The organism is Acidimicrobiales bacterium, from assembly GCA_035531755.1.
Classification (GTDB): domain Bacteria; phylum Actinomycetota; class Acidimicrobiia; order Acidimicrobiales; family UBA8190; genus DATKSK01.
On the sequence record DATKSK010000042.1, the window covers coordinates 72,075 to 89,778 of the forward strand.

16 protein-coding genes are annotated in these 17,704 nt (G+C 69.0%); 8 read left to right on the forward strand and 8 right to left on the reverse strand.

Annotated elements, in window-relative coordinates:
- Positions 1-248: 248 nt before the first annotated feature.
- Together VMV22_09075 and VMV22_09080 are read right to left on the reverse strand one after the other, a co-directional pair.
- Positions 249-1,004, reverse strand: coding sequence for a hypothetical protein (locus tag VMV22_09075; GenBank protein HUY22483.1), 756 nt, complete (start codon positions 1,002-1,004; stop codon positions 249-251).
- A gap of 388 nt (positions 1,005-1,392) precedes the next feature.
- Entirely contained in the window at positions 1,393-2,259 is an 867-nt protein-coding gene (locus VMV22_09080; GenBank protein ID HUY22484.1) for a hypothetical protein, read from the reverse strand.
- Between the two features lie 67 nt (positions 2,260-2,326).
- On the opposite strand from VMV22_09080, the gene VMV22_09085 reads away from it, so the two are divergent.
- Both VMV22_09085 and VMV22_09090 read left to right on the forward strand, forming a co-directional pair.
- Positions 2,327-2,869: an ElyC/SanA/YdcF family protein gene (locus VMV22_09085; GenBank protein ID HUY22485.1), complete on the forward strand. Its 543-nt coding sequence runs from the start codon at positions 2,327-2,329 to the stop codon at positions 2,867-2,869.
- A gap of 164 nt (positions 2,870-3,033) precedes the next feature.
- The gene (locus VMV22_09090; protein HUY22486.1) at positions 3,034-3,690 is read left to right on the forward strand and encodes a hemerythrin domain-containing protein; all 657 of its coding nucleotides are present in this window, start codon (positions 3,034-3,036) and stop codon (positions 3,688-3,690) included.
- On the opposite strand, the gene VMV22_09095 is transcribed toward VMV22_09090, so the two are convergent.
- The 3 genes from VMV22_09095 to VMV22_09105 all read right to left on the reverse strand — a co-directional run bounded on the left by VMV22_09095 (position 3,665) and on the right by VMV22_09105 (position 5,278).
- Positions 3,665-4,279 carry a hypothetical protein gene (locus tag VMV22_09095; protein ID HUY22487.1) on the reverse strand — a complete coding sequence of 205 codons (615 nt, stop codon included), beginning with the start codon at positions 4,277-4,279 and terminating at the stop codon, positions 3,665-3,667. The two genes, VMV22_09090 and VMV22_09095, sit on opposite strands and share 26 nt — an antisense overlap.
- A 44-nt stretch (positions 4,280-4,323) precedes the next feature.
- On the reverse strand, positions 4,324-4,875 hold the full coding sequence (locus VMV22_09100) for a heme-binding beta-barrel domain-containing protein (protein ID HUY22488.1): 552 nt from the start codon (positions 4,873-4,875) through the stop codon (positions 4,324-4,326).
- A gap of 166 nt (positions 4,876-5,041) precedes the next feature.
- Positions 5,042-5,278, reverse strand: coding sequence for a hypothetical protein (locus VMV22_09105; GenBank protein ID HUY22489.1), 237 nt, complete (start codon positions 5,276-5,278; stop codon positions 5,042-5,044).
- Positions 5,279-5,778: 500 nt separating this feature from the next.
- Between VMV22_09105 and VMV22_09110 the strand changes: the two genes are divergently transcribed.
- Together VMV22_09110 and VMV22_09115 are read left to right on the forward strand one after the other, a co-directional pair.
- Positions 5,779-6,078 (forward strand): hypothetical protein, encoded by a 300-nt coding sequence (locus VMV22_09110; protein HUY22490.1) that lies wholly within the window; start codon positions 5,779-5,781, stop codon positions 6,076-6,078.
- Between the two features lie 230 nt (positions 6,079-6,308).
- Positions 6,309-7,088, forward strand: a complete 780-nt coding sequence (locus VMV22_09115; GenBank protein ID HUY22491.1) for a VOC family protein — start codon at positions 6,309-6,311, stop codon at positions 7,086-7,088.
- Between the two features lie 273 nt (positions 7,089-7,361).
- On the opposite strand, the gene VMV22_09120 is transcribed toward VMV22_09115, so the two are convergent.
- The 3 genes from VMV22_09120 to VMV22_09130 form a co-directional block, all read right to left on the reverse strand.
- Entirely contained in the window at positions 7,362-9,782 is a 2,421-nt protein-coding gene (locus tag VMV22_09120) for a CocE/NonD family hydrolase (protein HUY22492.1), read from the reverse strand.
- Positions 9,783-10,103: 321 nt separating this feature from the next.
- Positions 10,104-10,925, reverse strand: a complete 822-nt coding sequence (locus VMV22_09125) for an SDR family oxidoreductase (protein HUY22493.1) — start codon at positions 10,923-10,925, stop codon at positions 10,104-10,106.
- Positions 10,926-11,044: 119 nt separating this feature from the next.
- A complete protein-coding gene (locus VMV22_09130) occupies positions 11,045-12,553 on the reverse strand; it encodes a carboxyl transferase domain-containing protein (protein HUY22494.1) in 1,509 nt (502 codons plus the stop codon).
- A gap of 535 nt (positions 12,554-13,088) precedes the next feature.
- Between VMV22_09130 and VMV22_09135 the strand changes: the two genes are divergently transcribed.
- The 4 genes from VMV22_09135 to VMV22_09150 all read left to right on the forward strand — a co-directional run bounded on the left by VMV22_09135 (position 13,089) and on the right by VMV22_09150 (position 17,575).
- Positions 13,089-13,556, forward strand: a complete 468-nt coding sequence (locus tag VMV22_09135; GenBank protein ID HUY22495.1) for a hypothetical protein — start codon at positions 13,089-13,091, stop codon at positions 13,554-13,556.
- A 696-nt stretch (positions 13,557-14,252) separates the two neighbouring features.
- Positions 14,253-15,179, forward strand: coding sequence for a sulfurtransferase (locus VMV22_09140; protein ID HUY22496.1), 927 nt, complete (start codon positions 14,253-14,255; stop codon positions 15,177-15,179).
- Positions 15,179-15,763, forward strand: a complete 585-nt coding sequence (locus tag VMV22_09145; GenBank protein HUY22497.1) for a hypothetical protein — start codon at positions 15,179-15,181, stop codon at positions 15,761-15,763. Before VMV22_09140 ends, VMV22_09145 begins: the two co-directional genes overlap by 1 nt.
- An 846-nt stretch (positions 15,764-16,609) precedes the next feature.
- Positions 16,610-17,575, forward strand: a complete 966-nt coding sequence (locus VMV22_09150; protein HUY22498.1) for a sulfite exporter TauE/SafE family protein — start codon at positions 16,610-16,612, stop codon at positions 17,573-17,575.
- The last annotated feature ends 129 nt before the right edge of the window (positions 17,576-17,704 follow it).

Consider the following 17,704-nt stretch of genomic DNA (forward strand, 5'->3'; position numbering starts at 1 on the left):
CCCTCCACGCCGCCTTCACCGTGAGCAGCAGATCCTTCTCGTCCGGCAAGAACTCGCTAGACGTCGCCGAGAGCGGCACGGCCGTGGCGAGCCGTTCGTAGGCGCGTCCGGAGACGCCGATGACGCGTTTCACGTGACGACGGCCTGATCGTCACATGCCGTTCACCTCCCGCGAGTTCGGGCGGGCCGTCCACAGGCGGCGTACAACCTGTGAGGTATCGGCGAGTCCACGACGTCAGGCGATCCCGCTACGACGTCCCGATGGAGGCGGCGATGCCGGCGGCGAACCGCATCTCCCCCGACGAGTAGCCCGGGCACACGTTACGACCCCACGGTCGCGGGCAGAAGTGGAGCCCATCGGAATTCCGCACGGCGATCCGACCGGACTCGCAGCCCTTCCTCGTACCCTCGTCGCCCATGCACGGGAGCGTCCAGGTGAATTTCCCGCCGACCGTGACGGCCAGTGCCGGTGCCCTCGCCACGCTCGCTCCGGGGAACTTCGCCGACTCGACGTCGGCGATCGCGACAAGGTCGTCCGAGACCGCGGTGAATAGGGCAGTCGGGGGAGGGGCGATGAACATCATGCGGACGCCACTGCCCGTGACGGTGCGGAAGAAGGCATCCAGGTCGTAGGTGTACTTGTCGACCCACGCCGGCGTCGTGTCGATGTAGTGCCCACCGGTGGCAGGATCGATCATGCAGCGCGTCCACGACGCTCCGGCGGACTCGAGCCCGACCAGCGTGGGACGGAAACGCGCAATATCCCGCTGCAACTGCGGGAGCCAGTCGCAGGGGGCTGTCGCCGGAACCGCTCGCACCACGACCCGCCACCCGACGTCCTTCCTGATGTCCTTCATGAGCGCCTTGGTCGTCTCCCAGAGCAGCGAGTCGCCGTACAGGACCGCCGTCTTGGGCTTGTGGGGAGCCGCCATCGCGACCGGGGCTGCTGCTGTCAACAGCAGGACGACCGCACACGTGGCCAGCGTCACACGCCTCCCGGCCATCGAACCTCCTGCGTGACCATTCGCACGGAGTGACAGGCGAGTGGTCGAACCGACCGCTCTCCGTCCGACAACGAGCGTCGCACCTGCCAGCCGCGGTCCATAGGGACCATGGGCGCTTCTCCGAAAGGACGAAAGTCCTACCGATCGGGGCGCGGGGCGGACGATGCAGGCCATGGGCTCCGACACGCCGCGACCGGGGGCTCCGGTCGGTCTACCGCCCGCGTGGGGCGGAGCACCGGGGCGCGACGAGGCGCAGCGCGCCCGTCAGCGCAGCGGGGCCCGTCGTCCGGTCGTCTGCGGTCGGCCCGTGACCACCGCCCCACCCGTGCCGGGCCCCTCCTGCGGTGGATCGCCCGATCCGGCGGCGGCGGGCCGGTCGGTGTCGGGACTACCTGGGGTGGTGGTGCCCACGCCCTCGGCGTGCCGGGGCGACGCCCGAGCAGAAGCGGCTGGGATCATGGCCGTAATGGCTCGACGCCCACGGCGACTGGATCACCGCCCGGGCGAACGTGAGGCACGGCGACGACCCCGACCGCAGCGACCGCAGGATCCGACCGTAGGACGGGTTCGACAGCAGCGTCGTGGCCGTGGCTGCGAGACCGACCGCGAGGCTCGGAAAGATCGGGATCCCCGTGTCCGCACCGCCCGACGTGAACTGGTGCGGGTAGGAGCCCGATCCCAGTGAGGTGTTGAGGGGGTTGTCGGCCCACATGCCCCCCTCGTTGGCGATCCACCGCCCCAACAGGCCGACGTTGTCGGCGGTCGCGGGGATGGCATCCCGCGCGCCGGACTTCTGGTTGATGGCGGCGATCAGTTGTGCGGCCACGGGCCCATACCCGCTCGGTGACGGCGCGGCGACCGGTGACCGGATGGCGCGCGGTGTCGGCGCGGCAACCGGCGCCGGAGTGGGGGCGACCGTCGCAGGCGCGGCCGGAGGTTGCGGGACGGTCGACGGCGCAGCCGGCGCGGTGGTCGTCGCCGGAGCCGAGCTCGGGACGACGGGCGCCTGGGCCGAGCCGACTGATTGCGTCGGCGGCGCGGTCGACCCGACAGCCGCCGTGCCCGGCGCCTCGAGGGCGGGGCTCGGCCCCGTGGTGGCGTGTGTCGTCGGTGTCGGTGTCACCGCGGCGGCCTTCGAGGGGGCTGCGGGGGCGGCGGCCGCCGACACCACGAGCCACGACCCGAGGACGAGTGCGCCCACGGCGGCCACCGTCACCGGCGTCGACCAGCGACGACTCTGGTTGCTTCCCCCCATGCACGGCCCCTTTGACGAGATCCTACTCACGGACCCCGCGACTCCGCCACGGCTATGTTCGCTGGACATGAAGGTCGTCCCGTCGACGGCGCGGGGACGGGCGTTCGCCGTCGTCGGGGTGGTGATCGTGCTGTTCGCGGCGGCGACGGCGCGATTGTTCGTCTGGCCGCCGACGGACCGCGCGGCGCGCGTCGACGCCGTCGTGGCTCTCGGCGGGGACCCCGGGCAACACCGCGCCCACGCGGCGCTCGCGCTGGCCACGTCGGGGTTCGCGCCCGTCGCGGTGATCTCGCTCGGCGGCACGCGTCCGGTGCCCTGCCCGCGCACCTCCGCTCGGCACGTGCAGGTGATCTGCTTCCGCGCCGACCCGTTGGACACCCGGGGTGAGGCGGAGTACGTGGCGGACCTGGCGGCGCGGCGCCATTGGACCCGGCTCATCGTGGTCTCCGAACGGAGTCAGGCCACGCGCGCCCGGATGCTCTTCGAACGGTGCACGACCGCCCACCTCCTTATGGTCCCCGTCAACGACCCGACTTCACACCTTCCCTACGACGTCGCCTACGAGTGGGGGGCACTCGCCAAGGCCCTCGTCGTCCGTCGGTCCTGCTGAGCCGGCCCCTGTCCCACCGGTCCACGTGGGCCATCCTCCGTTCGAGCGATCCGTGGTCGCTTTTGCTACTCTGCGCGCGTTCGGTGCCGGAACCGACCTCCGGCCCGAGCACGCCAGCCCGCCAGCCCGCCAGCCCGCCAGCACGCCAGCAAGGAGCACGACAGGTGACCGAGTCCATCCCCACCCGCCCTGACACCTCGGACATGGCCGCGGTGCACAAGGTCTTCAGGTTTTCCCTGGCGTCGGCCCCCGACTTCGTCGGCAGCGCCGCCGGTGACGACGAGCGCCGCGCCCTCATCGTCAACTACTACGTCAACCTTCTCTCTTTCCTGGAGGTGCACCACGACGGCGAAGAGCGGCTGGTGTTCCCCTTGCTCGCCGAGCGGGCGGGCGACCAGCGGGCACTGGTCGAGGCAGCCGCCGGCCAGCACGCCGACGTGCTCGGACTCATCGGAGCGGTCAGGGAGAGCATCGGCTCGTGGGAGCGCGGCGGGGATGCCCGGGCGCAGGACGTGGTGGGCTCGCTGCGGGCGCTCGACGACGTGCTGTCTCCTCACCTCGACCAGGAGGAGGCGGAGATCGTCCCCCTGGCCGCGCAGCACCTCACCGCCGAGGAGTGGGGCATGTTGCCCGGGCATGCCATGGGCAACTTTGCGGGCGACAAGATCTGGCTGGTCCTGGGCCTGATCCGGGAGAACCTCACGCAGGAGCAGCGCGACCTGATGCTCACCCACATGCCGCCGCCCGCCCGCCAGATGTGGGAGACCATGGGCGAGGCATCGTTCAACGACCTCATCACGCAGGTGCGACGACCCAACTGACGCCGGCGCCCCACCCCACCTGCAGCACGGCCTCCAGCGCCTGGAGGCCGTCGAGCAGGGCCGCGGCGCCCTGTGCGTGGAGCAGCGAGTATGCCGGAGGGACCATGCGGTCGGTGAGCTCCTCGGCGGCGTCGAGCTTGACGCGCTCGTCGTCGGTGACAACCGGCGTGTCCTCGGGGCCCCATCCCAACATGCCCATGTCACCGGGACGGCGCAGGAAGTGGGCGGTACACGCATCGAGCCCCGATGCCCGCACGGCGACGCGGTGGGCGCTTCCCCGGAACTCGCGTAGCACCGTGATGAGCTGCATCGCCCGCGCCGGCGGGTCCTCCAGGCGCTCCGCCCGGATCCCCGAGGACAGGGCGAGGCCGACGGGGTCTGCCGCGTCGTTGACGGCGCCGGCCGCGACACAGAACGCCTCGAGCCCGGGGGCGTCGGCGAACCTCGCCCGGCCGAACTGGGCGGAGCATGCCATGTCGGCGCGTCCCGCCTCGCGCGGCGCCACGACCTCGCGACCGGCATTCCACAACTGCTCGACGAGCGCAGGATTGAAGTACCCGAACGCGCTGGCGACGACCGAGGGCTCCACGTCACGTATTCCGGCCCGACGCACGCGGCGGCGTCCGTGCGGGCTCATCCGACGCGGCGCAGGGTGTTGTGGTCGGTATGCGCGAAGGGCTCCGCGAGCTCCTTCATCCGGAGCATCGTGGTCTCGTCGTAGGCCCACGAGTCGGCCCCCACGGTGATGGTGACCTCGTAGCTCAGGGTCGTGGCGTTTTCGGCCAGGTACGAACTCTCGCCGATGGCGAACCGGGCGTCGCCTCGGGCCGCCTTCATGGTGAACGAGGTGGCGTCCGGGGCGGCGGTCCCGCCGGCGAGCACCGTGATGCCCCGCGGCACGACGAATCCCCGGAGCACCTCCCCGCTCGCCTCGTCCCAGAGCCAGTAGCCCACCTCGGTGTGGAACGGGTTCTCCTGGTCGCCACGCCACATGGCGGTCTTGTAGTCGAGGCCGTACAGATGCTGGACGCCGTTGTCGACCGGACCGAATGGCTTCATGGTGCACTTCTCGAGATACGGCGTGCCGAGCACCTTGTCGGCGAGATGGGAGAACGCCGTGTCGAGGCCGCCCGCACCCTCCCACTCTCCGGCCAGCCCCCCGAGGGGGCCCCACTCACTGCTCATCACTCGCTCCCGATCCGCCGTGCAGCCCGGTGTCGCCAGGATAACGACCGCCCGCGGCCCTGTATTCCCCGGTGGAGACCCACATCGCCGCCGGCCTACGGCCGTCACCTCCTGACGGCGGCGGTGGAGCCTCCGCCGAACGGGGACGCTCCGGGGCTCAGGCGGCTCAGGCGGCTTGACGATGCGGCGACCGGGGGCGGCGGCGCGACGCCATGGCTGCGCCCAGTCGGTCGTGCGCCGCACACCTCGAGCCGTGGTTGTACACCGAGAGCCTGGTCGAGCACCCCTCGTGCTCACACACCCGGTCACGCGGGAACGCCTTCACCCGGTGGGCGTCGCCGCCGACGATCTGCCCACCGATCGCCTCGTCGTCACTTCGCTGCATCGGCGTGTGCACCCTCATGGGAGCAACCTACGCCCGGCCGTCCCGGGTGCCCAGAGACCAAGGTCCCGAAAGGCCGACGGGACGACCGTGGCCGTACAGCCCGGGCACGGGCGGGATGGCACGGTGGGACGGCCCGGGCTCCGAGAGGCTCACGTACGGGCCGAGACGGCACGGTCGGCAACGGCCGCCGTCACGGCCACCAGGCGGTCGGGCGACACCGGCGCGTGGCGCCACTCGACCAGAACCGGGTCGGCCGCCCGATGCAGCCGGGGCCGGGATGCTCACCGCTCCCCAACGGCGCGACAACGTCCGCAGCGTCCCAACCGTCTCCACGAGCGGTCGCATGCCGGCACGACGCTCGCGCCGCGAGATTTGTCCACCGGTTGGGCGTCCTCCGAGCGTGGCCGTCGGCCCGTCACCACAACACTGGCACGATCCGGGGTCTTGTGGTGGGGTGCCGTCGTATGATGACGGTACGGCTCTGAGAGGTCGTGGCCATGGCACAGGCGTTTCAGATTGTGAGCGTCACTCGGACCCTGACGAACTGGGGCCACCGGCACATCACGGCCATCGGCACGGCGCCGAAACCCGGGTTCGTCGATGCCTGGTCCGTCGCTTCGGTCCTGAAGGCCCTCGCCGCCGGCGAGCTCTTCTACACGGTCACCAATCTCGGTGAGCCCGCCTTTGCTCGTCCCCATCGGTGCTGGTGCGGGTTCGAGACCATCAGGACGACGGCGAGCGACGCCATCACCGACGGCATGGAGAACCTGCCGATCCCCGACCCGGAGGGTGAGAACGCCACCTCAGCCGCCTCGTGAGCCGCCCCGCGTCCGTAACCCCGTGAGCCGCCCCGAGACGCGGTGCTCGGGCTCCAGGAACGTTCCCCGCCCCTGCTGCTCCCGCCACGCCGGAAGGGCGCCAAGGACTCCCTCCTCAGCAGGGACTCCTGCACACTCCCGATGGCGCGAAGATCTCGGGGAGACCGATGACTCGAGTGCCCCGCGGCCGTCGAACCTGGTGAATGATCCACCGGACCGAAGGAGGAGCCATGCCCGTCCGTGACCGTGCCCCCATCGGATCGCCGTGCTGGGTCGATCTGTGGACGTCCGACGTCGAGGGAAGCCGCACGTTCTACAGCGAGCTCTTCGGCTGGGAGGCCCAGGAGCCGAGCGAGGAGTTCGGCGGTTACTTCATGTTCACCCGCAACGGCGCCCCGACGGCCGGAGGCATGGGCGACATGGGTGACATGCGGGCTGACAACACCTGGAAGATCTACCTGGACACCGACGACATCGCCAAGACGCTCCAGGCGGCCGAGGCGGAGGGCGCCCAGGTGGTCTCGCCGGCCATGCCGGTCGCCGACCTCGGCATCCAGGCGATCCTGATCGACCCGACGGGCGCCCACCACGGCGCCTGGCAAGCCGGCACCTTCCCGGGTTTCACCGTCCTCAACGAGCACGGCGCGCCGAGCTGGTTCGAGTTGCACACCAGGGACTACGCCGGCGCCCTCTCCTTCTACCGCTCGGTGTACCACTGGGACACCGATACCGTCGGCGACAGCGACGAGTTCCGGTACTCCACCATGCGCGACCCCGGCGGCGAGGGCGAGCTGGCGGGGATCATGGATGCAGCCGGCTTCCTCCCCGAGGGTGTACCCGCCCACTGGTCGGTCTACTGGGAGGTCGGCGACACCGACGCCGCCGTGGCCAAGGTCAAGGCGCTCGGGGGCTCGGTCGTCATGGACGCCGAGGACACTCCCTACGGCCGCCTGGCCGTCGTGACGGACCCGGCGGGCGCCCAGTTCAAGCTGCGCACACCGAACGCGTAGGCGAGGCGGACCCTCGGTCCCCCTCCTCCCGTGAGGAACGCTGCTCCCCGATCTGCAGGCCGGGGGGCATCCCCCCTCGGCCGCAGTCGGGTGCGGCGAGCCCCGCCGGAGGGCATTCGCAGGGAGACAGCCTGATCCTGCTGAGGATTCCCCGGGGAATGGCGGGGACGCCTTGGGCAGACACCGACGACGGGCGGGTGACCCTCCGGCGTCTCAGGGCCGCGTGCAACGGTGCGACGGTGCGACGGTGCGACGGTGCGACGGTGCCGAACCCTATCGTTTCGTCACGCCCGACAGAAGACCCTGGTTCCCTTCGGCCTGCAGCGCGCGGCACGGCTCGCCGCGCAGGGAGCCACACGCGGGCAGGGTCGCCGTGTTCTTCACGCCGTTCACCCGGTTGACCACCAGCGTCGACGCCGCCACCCCGCCGAGGCCGACGGTCGCCGACTGACCGCTGTCGAGCGTGTCGAACTCCCACGACGGCCGGTCGCCGCCGGGCGCCGAGATCACGATGCGCAGCTCGGTCCCGACCCGGAACGTGTGCGCGATCGGGTCGACCGGGATCTTGACGAGCTTGTACGCGCTCGGCACCAGCGTGCCGGCGTCACTCGCCAGGTACGACGGATCGGTGAACAGTGGCGGCTTCGAGGCGGCGAGATCGACCTGATTCGAGCTGCGCAGGAACCCGGAGGTGACGTACTCCTCCTGGGATGCGGACGGCCGGGCCTCGGTGACGGTGACCTGGTAGTCCTCGACCGGCGTGGCCGACTTGACCCACAGATCCACGGTGGCGGGGCCCACGAAGGTCGTGGTCTTGGTGAACGGCGTGGTCTGGAACGCCAGGCCGTCGACCGCGGGCACCGTCGTCCAGTCCCATGGGGGAGCAGCGGCCCACGCGTTGCCCGAAGGCAGGTCGGTGAGCGGACGCACCGTGGGGTCGAGGACGAGCGACGAGCTCCCCGACGTCTTGAGGACCTTGATGCCCAGTGACCCACCGCTGCCGAAGTAGTAGGTGAGGGCCTTGCCCTTCGGCGGCCACGCCTTGAATCCGGCCGAGTAGGTCGACTGGGGGTCGCCGGCGCCGACCGACCCGGCGCCGCTGTCGAACAGGACCTCCACCCGCGGGGTCTTCTTGGCGAACTGCGCCTGGGCTTTGGCCAGCGTCTTGGCCTTGGTGAACCGGAGGGCCGGCAGCGGCGCCTGGGCCGTCGTGCCCGACGCAAAACTCGTGAAGTCGTCGAGGACCGTCTGTGCCAAGAAGCCGGGGGCGGTGGGCACCTTGCGGGCCACGTAGATGTCGAGGAACTCGAGCCAGCGGCTGATGATCTGCGGATCGGTCGAGTCGATGTGACCGCCGTTGACCATGTTGGCGAACACCGGCGTCGAGGCAGGCAGGGCGTCGAGCAGCGCCGGCCACTGCGGGCCGGTCTGCTCGTCCTGGAGCGCGCCCGACACGAAGACCGGCACGGTGATGTGGGCGGCCCACGTACTCATGGACCGACGGTCGAACAGCGACGGGTCCCGGCCGGGGCCGGTGCCGGGTGCCACCATCTGCGGCCCGACCAGACCCGCGAGGTCCTGGGACTGGTTGTGGAGCGCCTGGTTGGCGAGGCAGGTCGAGGACGAGCCGCCGCTGGCCGTCAGCTCGGCGTCGATCTCGTAGTAGGTCCACGGCTGGCCGACGCCCGAGACCGGCGTCGACGCCAACGGGGCGAGCTGCCCACCGACGAGGGTGGCGGCCGGCTTGGCGTCGTTGATCCGCTGCGCGATCCAGCTCGCCGCGAAGCCCTCGTTGTAGATGCCGCCCGGGTAGCCGGTCGAGAAGAGATCGTCGGTCGGGCTCATGGGGGCGATGGCGGCCAGGTCCGGTGGGTCGGTGCCCGCGGACGGGAGCTGCGACAGGCCCGAGTAGCTGATGCCCACCATGCCGACCTTGTGGTTGGCCACCCAGTTCTGATGGGCGACGATCTCGACGGCGTCATAGGCGTCGTAGTCGGACGGGTACCCGAAGAGGTCGTACGCGCCGCCCGAGCAGCCGGTCCCCCGCATCTGCAGGCTCACGGTGGCGAAGCCGGACACGCGGGCCACGACCCCGCCGACTTCCGTCGACGAGTCGGGCAGGAGGTTCGGGTCACCGCACCCGGTGCACGTGGTGCCGGTGGCCTGGGCCAGAAGGTAGGGGATCGGGTCGGTGGGCCCGGCGGTGCCGTACCCCGAGTACTCGATCACGGTGGGGCACGGCGCACTGGCGGTGCAGGTCGTGCCGTAGGGATAGCGGACGGTGGCGGCGAGCTGGATCCCGTCGCGCATGGTGATGTAGTTGAGGCCCTGGTGCATCGACTGAGCCGTGTACAGCGCGGAGCCGGTCCCCGGGTTGTCCCCGGGGGCGAGCACCGAGAAGATCGCGGTCTCGTTGCCCGAGGTGGTGTCGTCCCACGCATAGCCCGTCCCGGGGGCCAGGTCCCGGATGACCAGGGAGCCGAGCGAGTCGGCGGTGCCCGGGTTGGCCGCATTGGAGACCGTGACGCCGTTCTGCAACAGGGTGATGGCGTCGCCGGGTGCGGCCCCGGTCAACCACGCCTCGTCGACCGAGCCGTTGCCCTGGAGCCCCCCTGCGCCCGAGGCGCCGGCGGCCGACACCCCGGCCACCAGGGCCGATCCCAGACCCAGGCAGATGACCAGCAGACCGACCACCCACGACGCGTATCCACGACGGCTCCGCATGGTTCCCCTCGCCTCCCCTGATGTCGGCACCCGGCCGCAGCGCCGCATACCCCGCTAGCGGTAGATCATGCCACCGCGAGGCCCTCGGCGCCGCTGGACCGGGCAAGCCACGGGTGCGCGCCCGACAGGGCAGGGAGAAGGGGCCCACCGGTGACGAGCCGATTATGAGGATTCGTCGGGAGCTCCGCAGCTGAGTGGTCCACCGCACGGGCATGACCGTGGGTCGCCGAAATGCGTCTGTCCGGTCGTGCCAGCGGTTCGCGGGCGCTGAGGAGTGGATCCTCAAGGGGCCTAGATCTGCCCGGCGCGCATCTTCAGCAGGTCGGCCGAACTGGCGCCGTCCACGGCGATCACTTGCCCCGACACGAAGCGGGCGACCGGACTGCACAGAAAGAGCGCCAGGTAGGCAATGTCCGAGCCGTGGCCGTGCATGCCGAGCGGGCTCGGAGGACGATCCTGCCCTGATGGAACTGCCTCGGCGAAGCGACGGACACCCTCCGTGGCACTAATCGAACCAGGCGCGATCGCGTTGACCCGTATTCCGTATGGACCCCATTCGACGGCGCACGTTCGAGTGAGTGAGTCGACCCCCGCTTTCGCGGCGGCGACGTGCGACTGGTAGACGACACCCCTCTGCTCGAAGGGAGCGCTGATGTTGATGATGCTCCCCCCGTGGTCCCGCAACCACGCGTCGAAGGCCGCCCGGGTCACGTTGTAGGTCCCGAGCAGGTCGATGTCGACCACTGCTTTGAAGCCGTTTGGCGAGATCTTCGACATTGGCGCGGGGAAGTTGCCCGCGGCATCGTTGACCACGATGTCGAGCCGGCCGTGGTCGGCTACGACCTGGTCGACTACCGCCTGCACCGCCCGCGCGTCTCGGACGTCGCAGACGCCGAACGTGGCGTCGACACCCTCCGCCCGGAGCTCGGCGACGGCACCTTCGAGGTTCTCGCGCGTACGGCTGGCCATGGTGATGCGGGCACCATGGGCACCGAGGACCCGGCAGATCTCTCTGCCGATCCCGGTGGCACCCCCGGTCACAAACGCCACCTGACCTTCCAGCACGTCAGACGCGAAGCAACTTGGCACCGCGGCGACGACGGAGTTGCGCACACCATCCTCTGAGTTACCTGTATTCATCTCTTCCTCACACATTGCATCGTCGATGACTGGACGCCTACGTTGCCGATCGATCGCAGTTCACGCCAAGGGGCGGTGGGAGACGCCGCCTCTCAGGGCAGGATTCCCATCGGCCGAGGTTTACGGGGTACCGCATTGCGACCTTCGGCGAGCTCGAGGCCGGCGATGAGGGCATTGCGGAGCTCGCGAGGATCGATGACGTCGTCGTAGGCGAGTCGTGAGCCAGCAGTCACTGATGCCTGGGCCTGCCCTGCGGCCAGACGCGCCCGCTCCTCGGGATCCTCGATGGCGCTGGCTTCCGACGAGGCCGGGAAAGCACCGAGCGTGATCGAAGGGAAGGCCAAGGTGATCGTTTGGCCGTCAAAGGGGTTCATGGCCATGATCGAGGAGCCGAACCCGAAAGCTTTGCGGATCGTGACGTGCAGTTTCGGTACCTGCAGCCGGTGCTGCACGGCAAACATCCTCGCGGCGTGACGAAGGATGCCCTGCCGCTCGGCATTGGTGCCGGCCAGCACGCCCGGATTGTCGGCCAAGAAGATGCACGGCAGTCCAAACGCACCGGCCACGTCGAGGAAGTGGGCGGCCTTGTCGGCGGCGTCGCTGTCGACCGTGCCGGCCAACACGCTCGGGTCGTTTGCCACAATGGCAACACTGCGCCCGCCGACATGAGCGAGGGCCGTCACGATCGAGCGACCGAAGTTGGGTTGTACGTCGAGCAGCTCGCCGTTGTCGACCAGAAGTTCGAGCACGGGCCTCATGGGATACGGGCGGCGGGAGTCCGGTGGGACCAATTCGAGGATGTCGACCTGGCGTTGGCCGATATCCGGACCATCACGCGACGGTGGTTGTTCCCAGGCGTTGAGGGGAAAGTGGGCGAGGTAACGGCGAGCGAGACCGATTGCCTCGACGTCGCCGGGTACCACGTTGTGCACCACACCCCCGGTATCGACTGCTACCTGGGGGCCGCCGAGCGCCTCCTTGCTGACGTCCTCCCCTGTTGCCGACTTCACGAGCGGGGGTCCGGCGGCGAAGATCGACGCTGTTGCGGTCATGGCCACAAAGTCGCACAAGGGGGCGGTCAGCGCCCCGTGACCGGCCGAGGCGCCCAGCACCAGGCACACCATTGGTACTCTTCCCGACAATTCAGCGAAGCCCATGAGGTCACCCGGTCGGCGACCGGCCGCCGAGTCGGTGACCCGGTGGCCGGCACCTTCGAGCATCATCACCAGCGGCACTTGCTCCTGTAGGGCGAGTTGGCACAAGCGGTAGCGCTTGTCCGACGCGCCGGAGCCGATCGAACCGCCGAGCACGGTCACGTCCTCGGCGCCGGCCAGCGCCGGGCGCCCGTTGACCCGGCCGAATCCAGCCACCAGGGCATCGCCGGGAATCGGGGGCTCGTGGGTGGTGCCGACCAGATTGCCGATCTCGAAGAGGGTGCCGGTGTCGAACAGCGCGGCCAGACGCTCGCGAGCATTGAGCCGATCACGCTGCCGCTGGCGGTCCAGACGGGCCTCGCCCCCCATGGCACGAGCTTGGGCCTTGCGACGCGCAATCTCCTCGAGCGCCGGACCCCACCCATTGAGCTGTTCGTCCATCACCATCCCTTCGGCACGCTCGCGACGAGGACTATATGCGCCACCTCGCGTTTCTTGTACGTTGCCCATCGATCGGCGTTGGCTGTCACCGTCACGGGTGACGGGGGTGAGCGTCCTGGCCTCGGCCGGACCGATCCATAATCACGGTCCAGCGGGAGAACGCTCGCCCCGGCCCGCAGGGCCTCCTCCGGCACACCGCCCATCACCGGAGGTACCGCGCACCTGTCAGATGCTCGCGCAAGCCAACACTCGCGCCTTGTCGAGGGTCGCGTTGTCCTCACCCATCGGATTGGACTGGGGCGAGTGCTGGTGCAGAATCTGCAGGTCCAGCTGATTCGGCCACCAGTCCTGGTTCGACCTGGGCCGAGTCGGCTTGGGAGCCGGGGCGGGGACTACCGGGTTCTCGCTTTCGTTGCCGCTGTCAGACACGTGGGGCCCTTTCGACCCCGAACGCGACGTTCAGGCCGATGCGTGCTGCTGGCAGACGGGTCGAAGGTCCCTGGTCTGGCCGACGGCCTTGGAGGACACTGAGGGTGTAGACGTGATTGTGGACGGGGAGGTTGTCATGTCCACCTCAGCACGCGAATGCTCAAACGCGCCGATCGACTTTCACGAGTTGGTCGGAGCTCATGGACATCACCTCTTCGCCGTTTTCGATGATCCCGACGCCGGAGAAGAGGCTGTCGAGGCGCTCCGTTTCGAGGGCTTCGATGATGGTAAGGACATCTGGGTCTTCTGTGGCGAAGAGGGTTCAAAGCGGCTCGATCGCAGTGGGTGGGCGCACGGGTTCTGGGGCAGGATCTTTCGCATGACCCAGTTCGCGATGAGCAGTGACTTCGAGTATCTGCGATGCCTTGACGAGGCACTTCACCGCGGACATGTCGTTATTGCAGTCCGGGTGAAGGATGAAGGTGTCGCAGACGAAGTGGCCCGGCTTCTGCGCATGCATGCTGCACACTCAATCGCCTACTGCTCACACTGGGATTTCGTGCCAGTGGTCGCTGCTTGATTGCACTCTTGGTACGAATGCATTCCAAGTGAAGTAGGTCTGTGCCTTTGCACGGCTCACCCGAATGGTGCGCGCGTCGGCTCTTGCGCTGCCTCTGGCCGGCAGCGGCACACGAACCTGCACGATGCCGTCCTTGTAGGCCCCATGTTTCCCGTGCTACGGGCGATCGATGCCAGGACGGCGATCAGGTGACGTTGGACCCTAGCCAGCGCACCGGGCCTGCTCGTACGCTTGCGGCGATCCTCCCCGCAGAGGGATCGGAGGGTGCGTGATGAGTTGTTGCTGTGATCATGGTCATGGTCCGTGGTGCCACTCGGGTCATGGACACGGCCCAGGTGGTGGCTACGGCCAGGGATACGGGTACGGGTACGGACCGCCCCCATGGGCAATGCGCGGCCCTGCAGGCAGGCGCCGACGGGGTCGCGTGCGAGACCTCGAGGAGTCTCTCGAGGACCTCGAAGAGGAGGTCGCCCGAATCCGCCAGGAGCTCGAGGAAGCACGAGCGGAAGAGGCCGCCCGCGAAACCTGAGCATGTCCAGCGGGCGGGCCGCACGGCGACGCTGTGCCTGGATCGGTGGGCGATTAGCGTGCACCCATGGGCTTCCACCATGACCAGGTACCACCCCGGGCCGGCAACATGGGGGCGGAGCCGCTGGTCCAATCGCACGGTTCGGTCCCGAGGGTGCCAGGTGGGTGATGCCCGTCGTGACCTACCGACATCCTGAGGCGTTGGCCTCGCCGCAGTGGCTCGCCGACCACCTCGAGGACCCGTCGGTCCGGGTGGTCGATGCCCGCTTCGACCTGCGGGCCACCTCGGAGGGGGTGCTGGTGGCCGTCGCCGAACGGGACGCCTACGGCGAGGCTCACATCCCGGGGGCGGTATTCGTCGACGTGATGGGCGACCTCGCCGATCCCGAGGACCCGGTGGTCGTGGTGCCACCCGGACGCTTCGAGGCCCTCATGGACCGCCTCGGGATCGCCAATGAGAGCACCGTCGTCGTCTATGACGACAAAGGCGGAACCTGGGCGGCGCGGCTCTGGTGGGCCCTGCGCTACTACGGCCATGAGCAGGTGCGGCTGCTCGACGGCGGCCTCACCCGCTGGGAGGCGGAAGGGCGCCCGATGGAAAGTGAGATACCCGAGCCCTCGCCAACGGAATTTCGGGCGCGGGTCCGTCCCGAGCTGCGGGTCGACGCCGACCAGGTGATGCGAGCCATTGGTGATGACGACATCTGCATCGTCGACGCGTTACCCGAGGTGTTCTTCACAGGGGAGGCCCGCCTGTACCCGAACCACCGGGCCGGTCATATCCCGACCGCTTACAACGTGCCCGCGCCGGCCAATGTCAGTCCGTCCACCCAGACCCTGTTGCCCGCCACGGAGCTTGCCCGGCTGTGGGAACCGATCGGACTGGGACCCGGGCGCCGCGTCATCACCTACTGCGGTGGCGGGGTGTACGCGGCCTTCGCGCTCTTTGTCCTCTACGTCATGGGCCACGAGAACTCCGCCCTCTACGACGCCTCGTGGATGGAATGGGGCGCCGACCTCCGCCGGCCGGTGGAGACCGGCCCGAGAAGTGCGACGCATGATCGTGATCAACCGAAGGAATCGAGGAGACAGTGATGGCGCGCGTGAAGCTGATCGACCCCAACCAGGCCGAGGGACGGAGCCATGAGGTCTTCGAGCGGGTGAAGGCGTACTACAAGATGGTGCCCGGGCTCCAGCAAGCGTTGAACTATCTGCCGGAGACGACCGACGCGTTGTGGACCTTGAGCCTGAACACGGCGATGGAAGGGACTATCCGCGAGGAGTTGAAGCGGGTGTTCTTTGCGGTCACCGCCTACGAGGTCGAATGCGAGTATTGCACCGCTGCCCACATGCTCGATCTGATGGGCAAGAAGTGGAGCCGCAAAGAGTGCGTCGACATCATCGAGGGCAAGCCATCTCCACGCCTCACCGACAAGGAGAACGCCGCGGTGGACTTCGCACGGATCGTCGGCCGGCGACCAGCGGGGGTAACTGACGAGATGACCGACACGCTACGGGGGCTGGGCTGGACCGATGCGGAGATCGTGGAGATCGTGGCCGCGGTGGCCCTCATGCGCTATACGACCACGATCGCCAGTGCGCTCGATGTGCCTCTCGAAGTGGCCATGGAAGGTGTCGGGGTGAGTTGCGGGGTTCCCCTCGATCGGCTCGATCGCTAACAGGCCGACCGGGAGTCACTGGGCGAGGCTGGTCCGGATGCGCTACGCGGGTTCCGCCTGCTCTCCGTGATGGCACGACAGTCAGTCACTACTCGTGGATGGGGACGGGAATGGGCCAGGGCCCCGCGCCGTTACACCTATATACCCCCGAGGGTATTCATGAGGGAGACAGGCCATGGGACTTGTTCGCTTGCTGCAGGCGCCGGCCGGGAGGATTGCGAGAATTCTCGTAGGCGCAGGCCTGATCGCTGCCGGCGCCTGGCTGGGTGGCGTCTGGCTGGCATTGGTTGTCGTGGGACTCGTTCCGCTCGCCGCTGGGTCGGCAGGTGTGTGTTTCGTCGCTCCCCTGCTCCACGTACCGCTGCGCCGCGTGGGTCGGTCATGATGTCCGCCGACCACCCTGATGGAAGTACGACCTGCTTGCCACGGCCCGACGTTCAGATTCTCCACGTCAAGGCGTTGGCCCAAGAGCCGATCCGCGCGCGGTGGTCCTCGACATCAGCACGGACCTCGAAGTAGGTCTCATGGACAGCGCGACGTGGACGAACGCCCTGCCGGCAGCGGAGCGGCGCCGGGAGCTGGCCACGCCCAGGGCGCCGTGGCCCCCGGAGGCACCCTTCTCGTCGTCGGCCACGACACCACCAACCTGATTCACGGTTGTGGGGGCCCGCAAGATCCCTCCGTGTTGGTCACCTCCGAGGAGGTGGCCAACGATCTGGACGAGCTGCGAATCGTGCGCGCAGATCATGTGCGTCGCCGTGTCGACTCCGAGCAGGGCCCCAAAAGGCAAGGGGATGACGAGCCGCTCGGCGCTGTCGCGATGGGGAGGATCGGACCGCACCAAGCTTGGTCGCGCCCGGAGGCACCGTGAACGTGCTGGTAGTGGTGAACCTGTGGAGTCCCCACCACGGACTCTCGCTCGGAATGGTCGTCCTCACCGCCTTCCTGCTGGGAGTGGTCCATGGGGTCACCCCTGACGAGCACACGTGGCCGATCACCTTCTCCTACGCGCTCGGATCGTTCTCAGCCCGACGGGGGATGCGTTCGGCGCTCGCTTTCTCGCTGGCGTTCACGGCACAACGGGCGCTGCTCTCCGAGCTCGCCTACCTCGGCCTGCTCAAGATAACTGGCAACGCGACGTGGAACGCGGCGATCTACGTGGTCGTCGGGGCGGTGATGGTGCTGGCCGCGTTCTACGTGCTGCGCCTGCGCTGCGCGCTGCATTTACACCTGTGGCCTCCCTCCCTTGGCGGGTGTCATCGCCAGATCGACACCACGGAGTGGGCAGCGCGGGCACCCACTCCCGCCATGGCCGCCGTCCATGGCTTTGTCGCCGGGTGGGGGCTCGGCGCCTTCGCGCTGATCATGGCCACCGTCCTGGCCCCGGCCATGCCTTCTGCCGCGCTCGGCTGGGTGCCCGGGGCCGCGTTCGGGCTCGGCACCACCGCCATGCTCGTCCTCGCCGGAGCGGTCATCGGTTCGCTGATCCGCCACCAGCGCCTGCCCGAGGGCGTCGCCCAACGCGTCGCCCAGGAGGGGGCGGGCTGGACACTGCTCGGCGGTGGCATTCTGTTCCTCGCCGCCGGTGCCGCCGGGCTGGTGGCACCCTCGGTCATGACAGCGGGAATCGCAACCGGCATCCACGTCCACAACCTCGACCAGATCAACGTCGGTACCCTGCTCGTGGTCCTCGTCGTCGTTGTCGCCATCGTCGTCGTGACTCGCACCGTGCAGCGGCTGCGCCATCTTCCCGCGCCGGAGGCGGAGCCCTGCGACGAGCCCCCACCCGGCGTTGGGGCCGCCACCTCGTAACCGACGAGGGCTTCCCACGTGGCCTTCGACGCGTTGGCACGGTCGCCGAGGCTGATGAGGCTATGCGTCGGAAAAGACGGTCCAAGCAGCTGACCGCCGCGAAACCTGAGATGAGCCGTGCGAACCTGG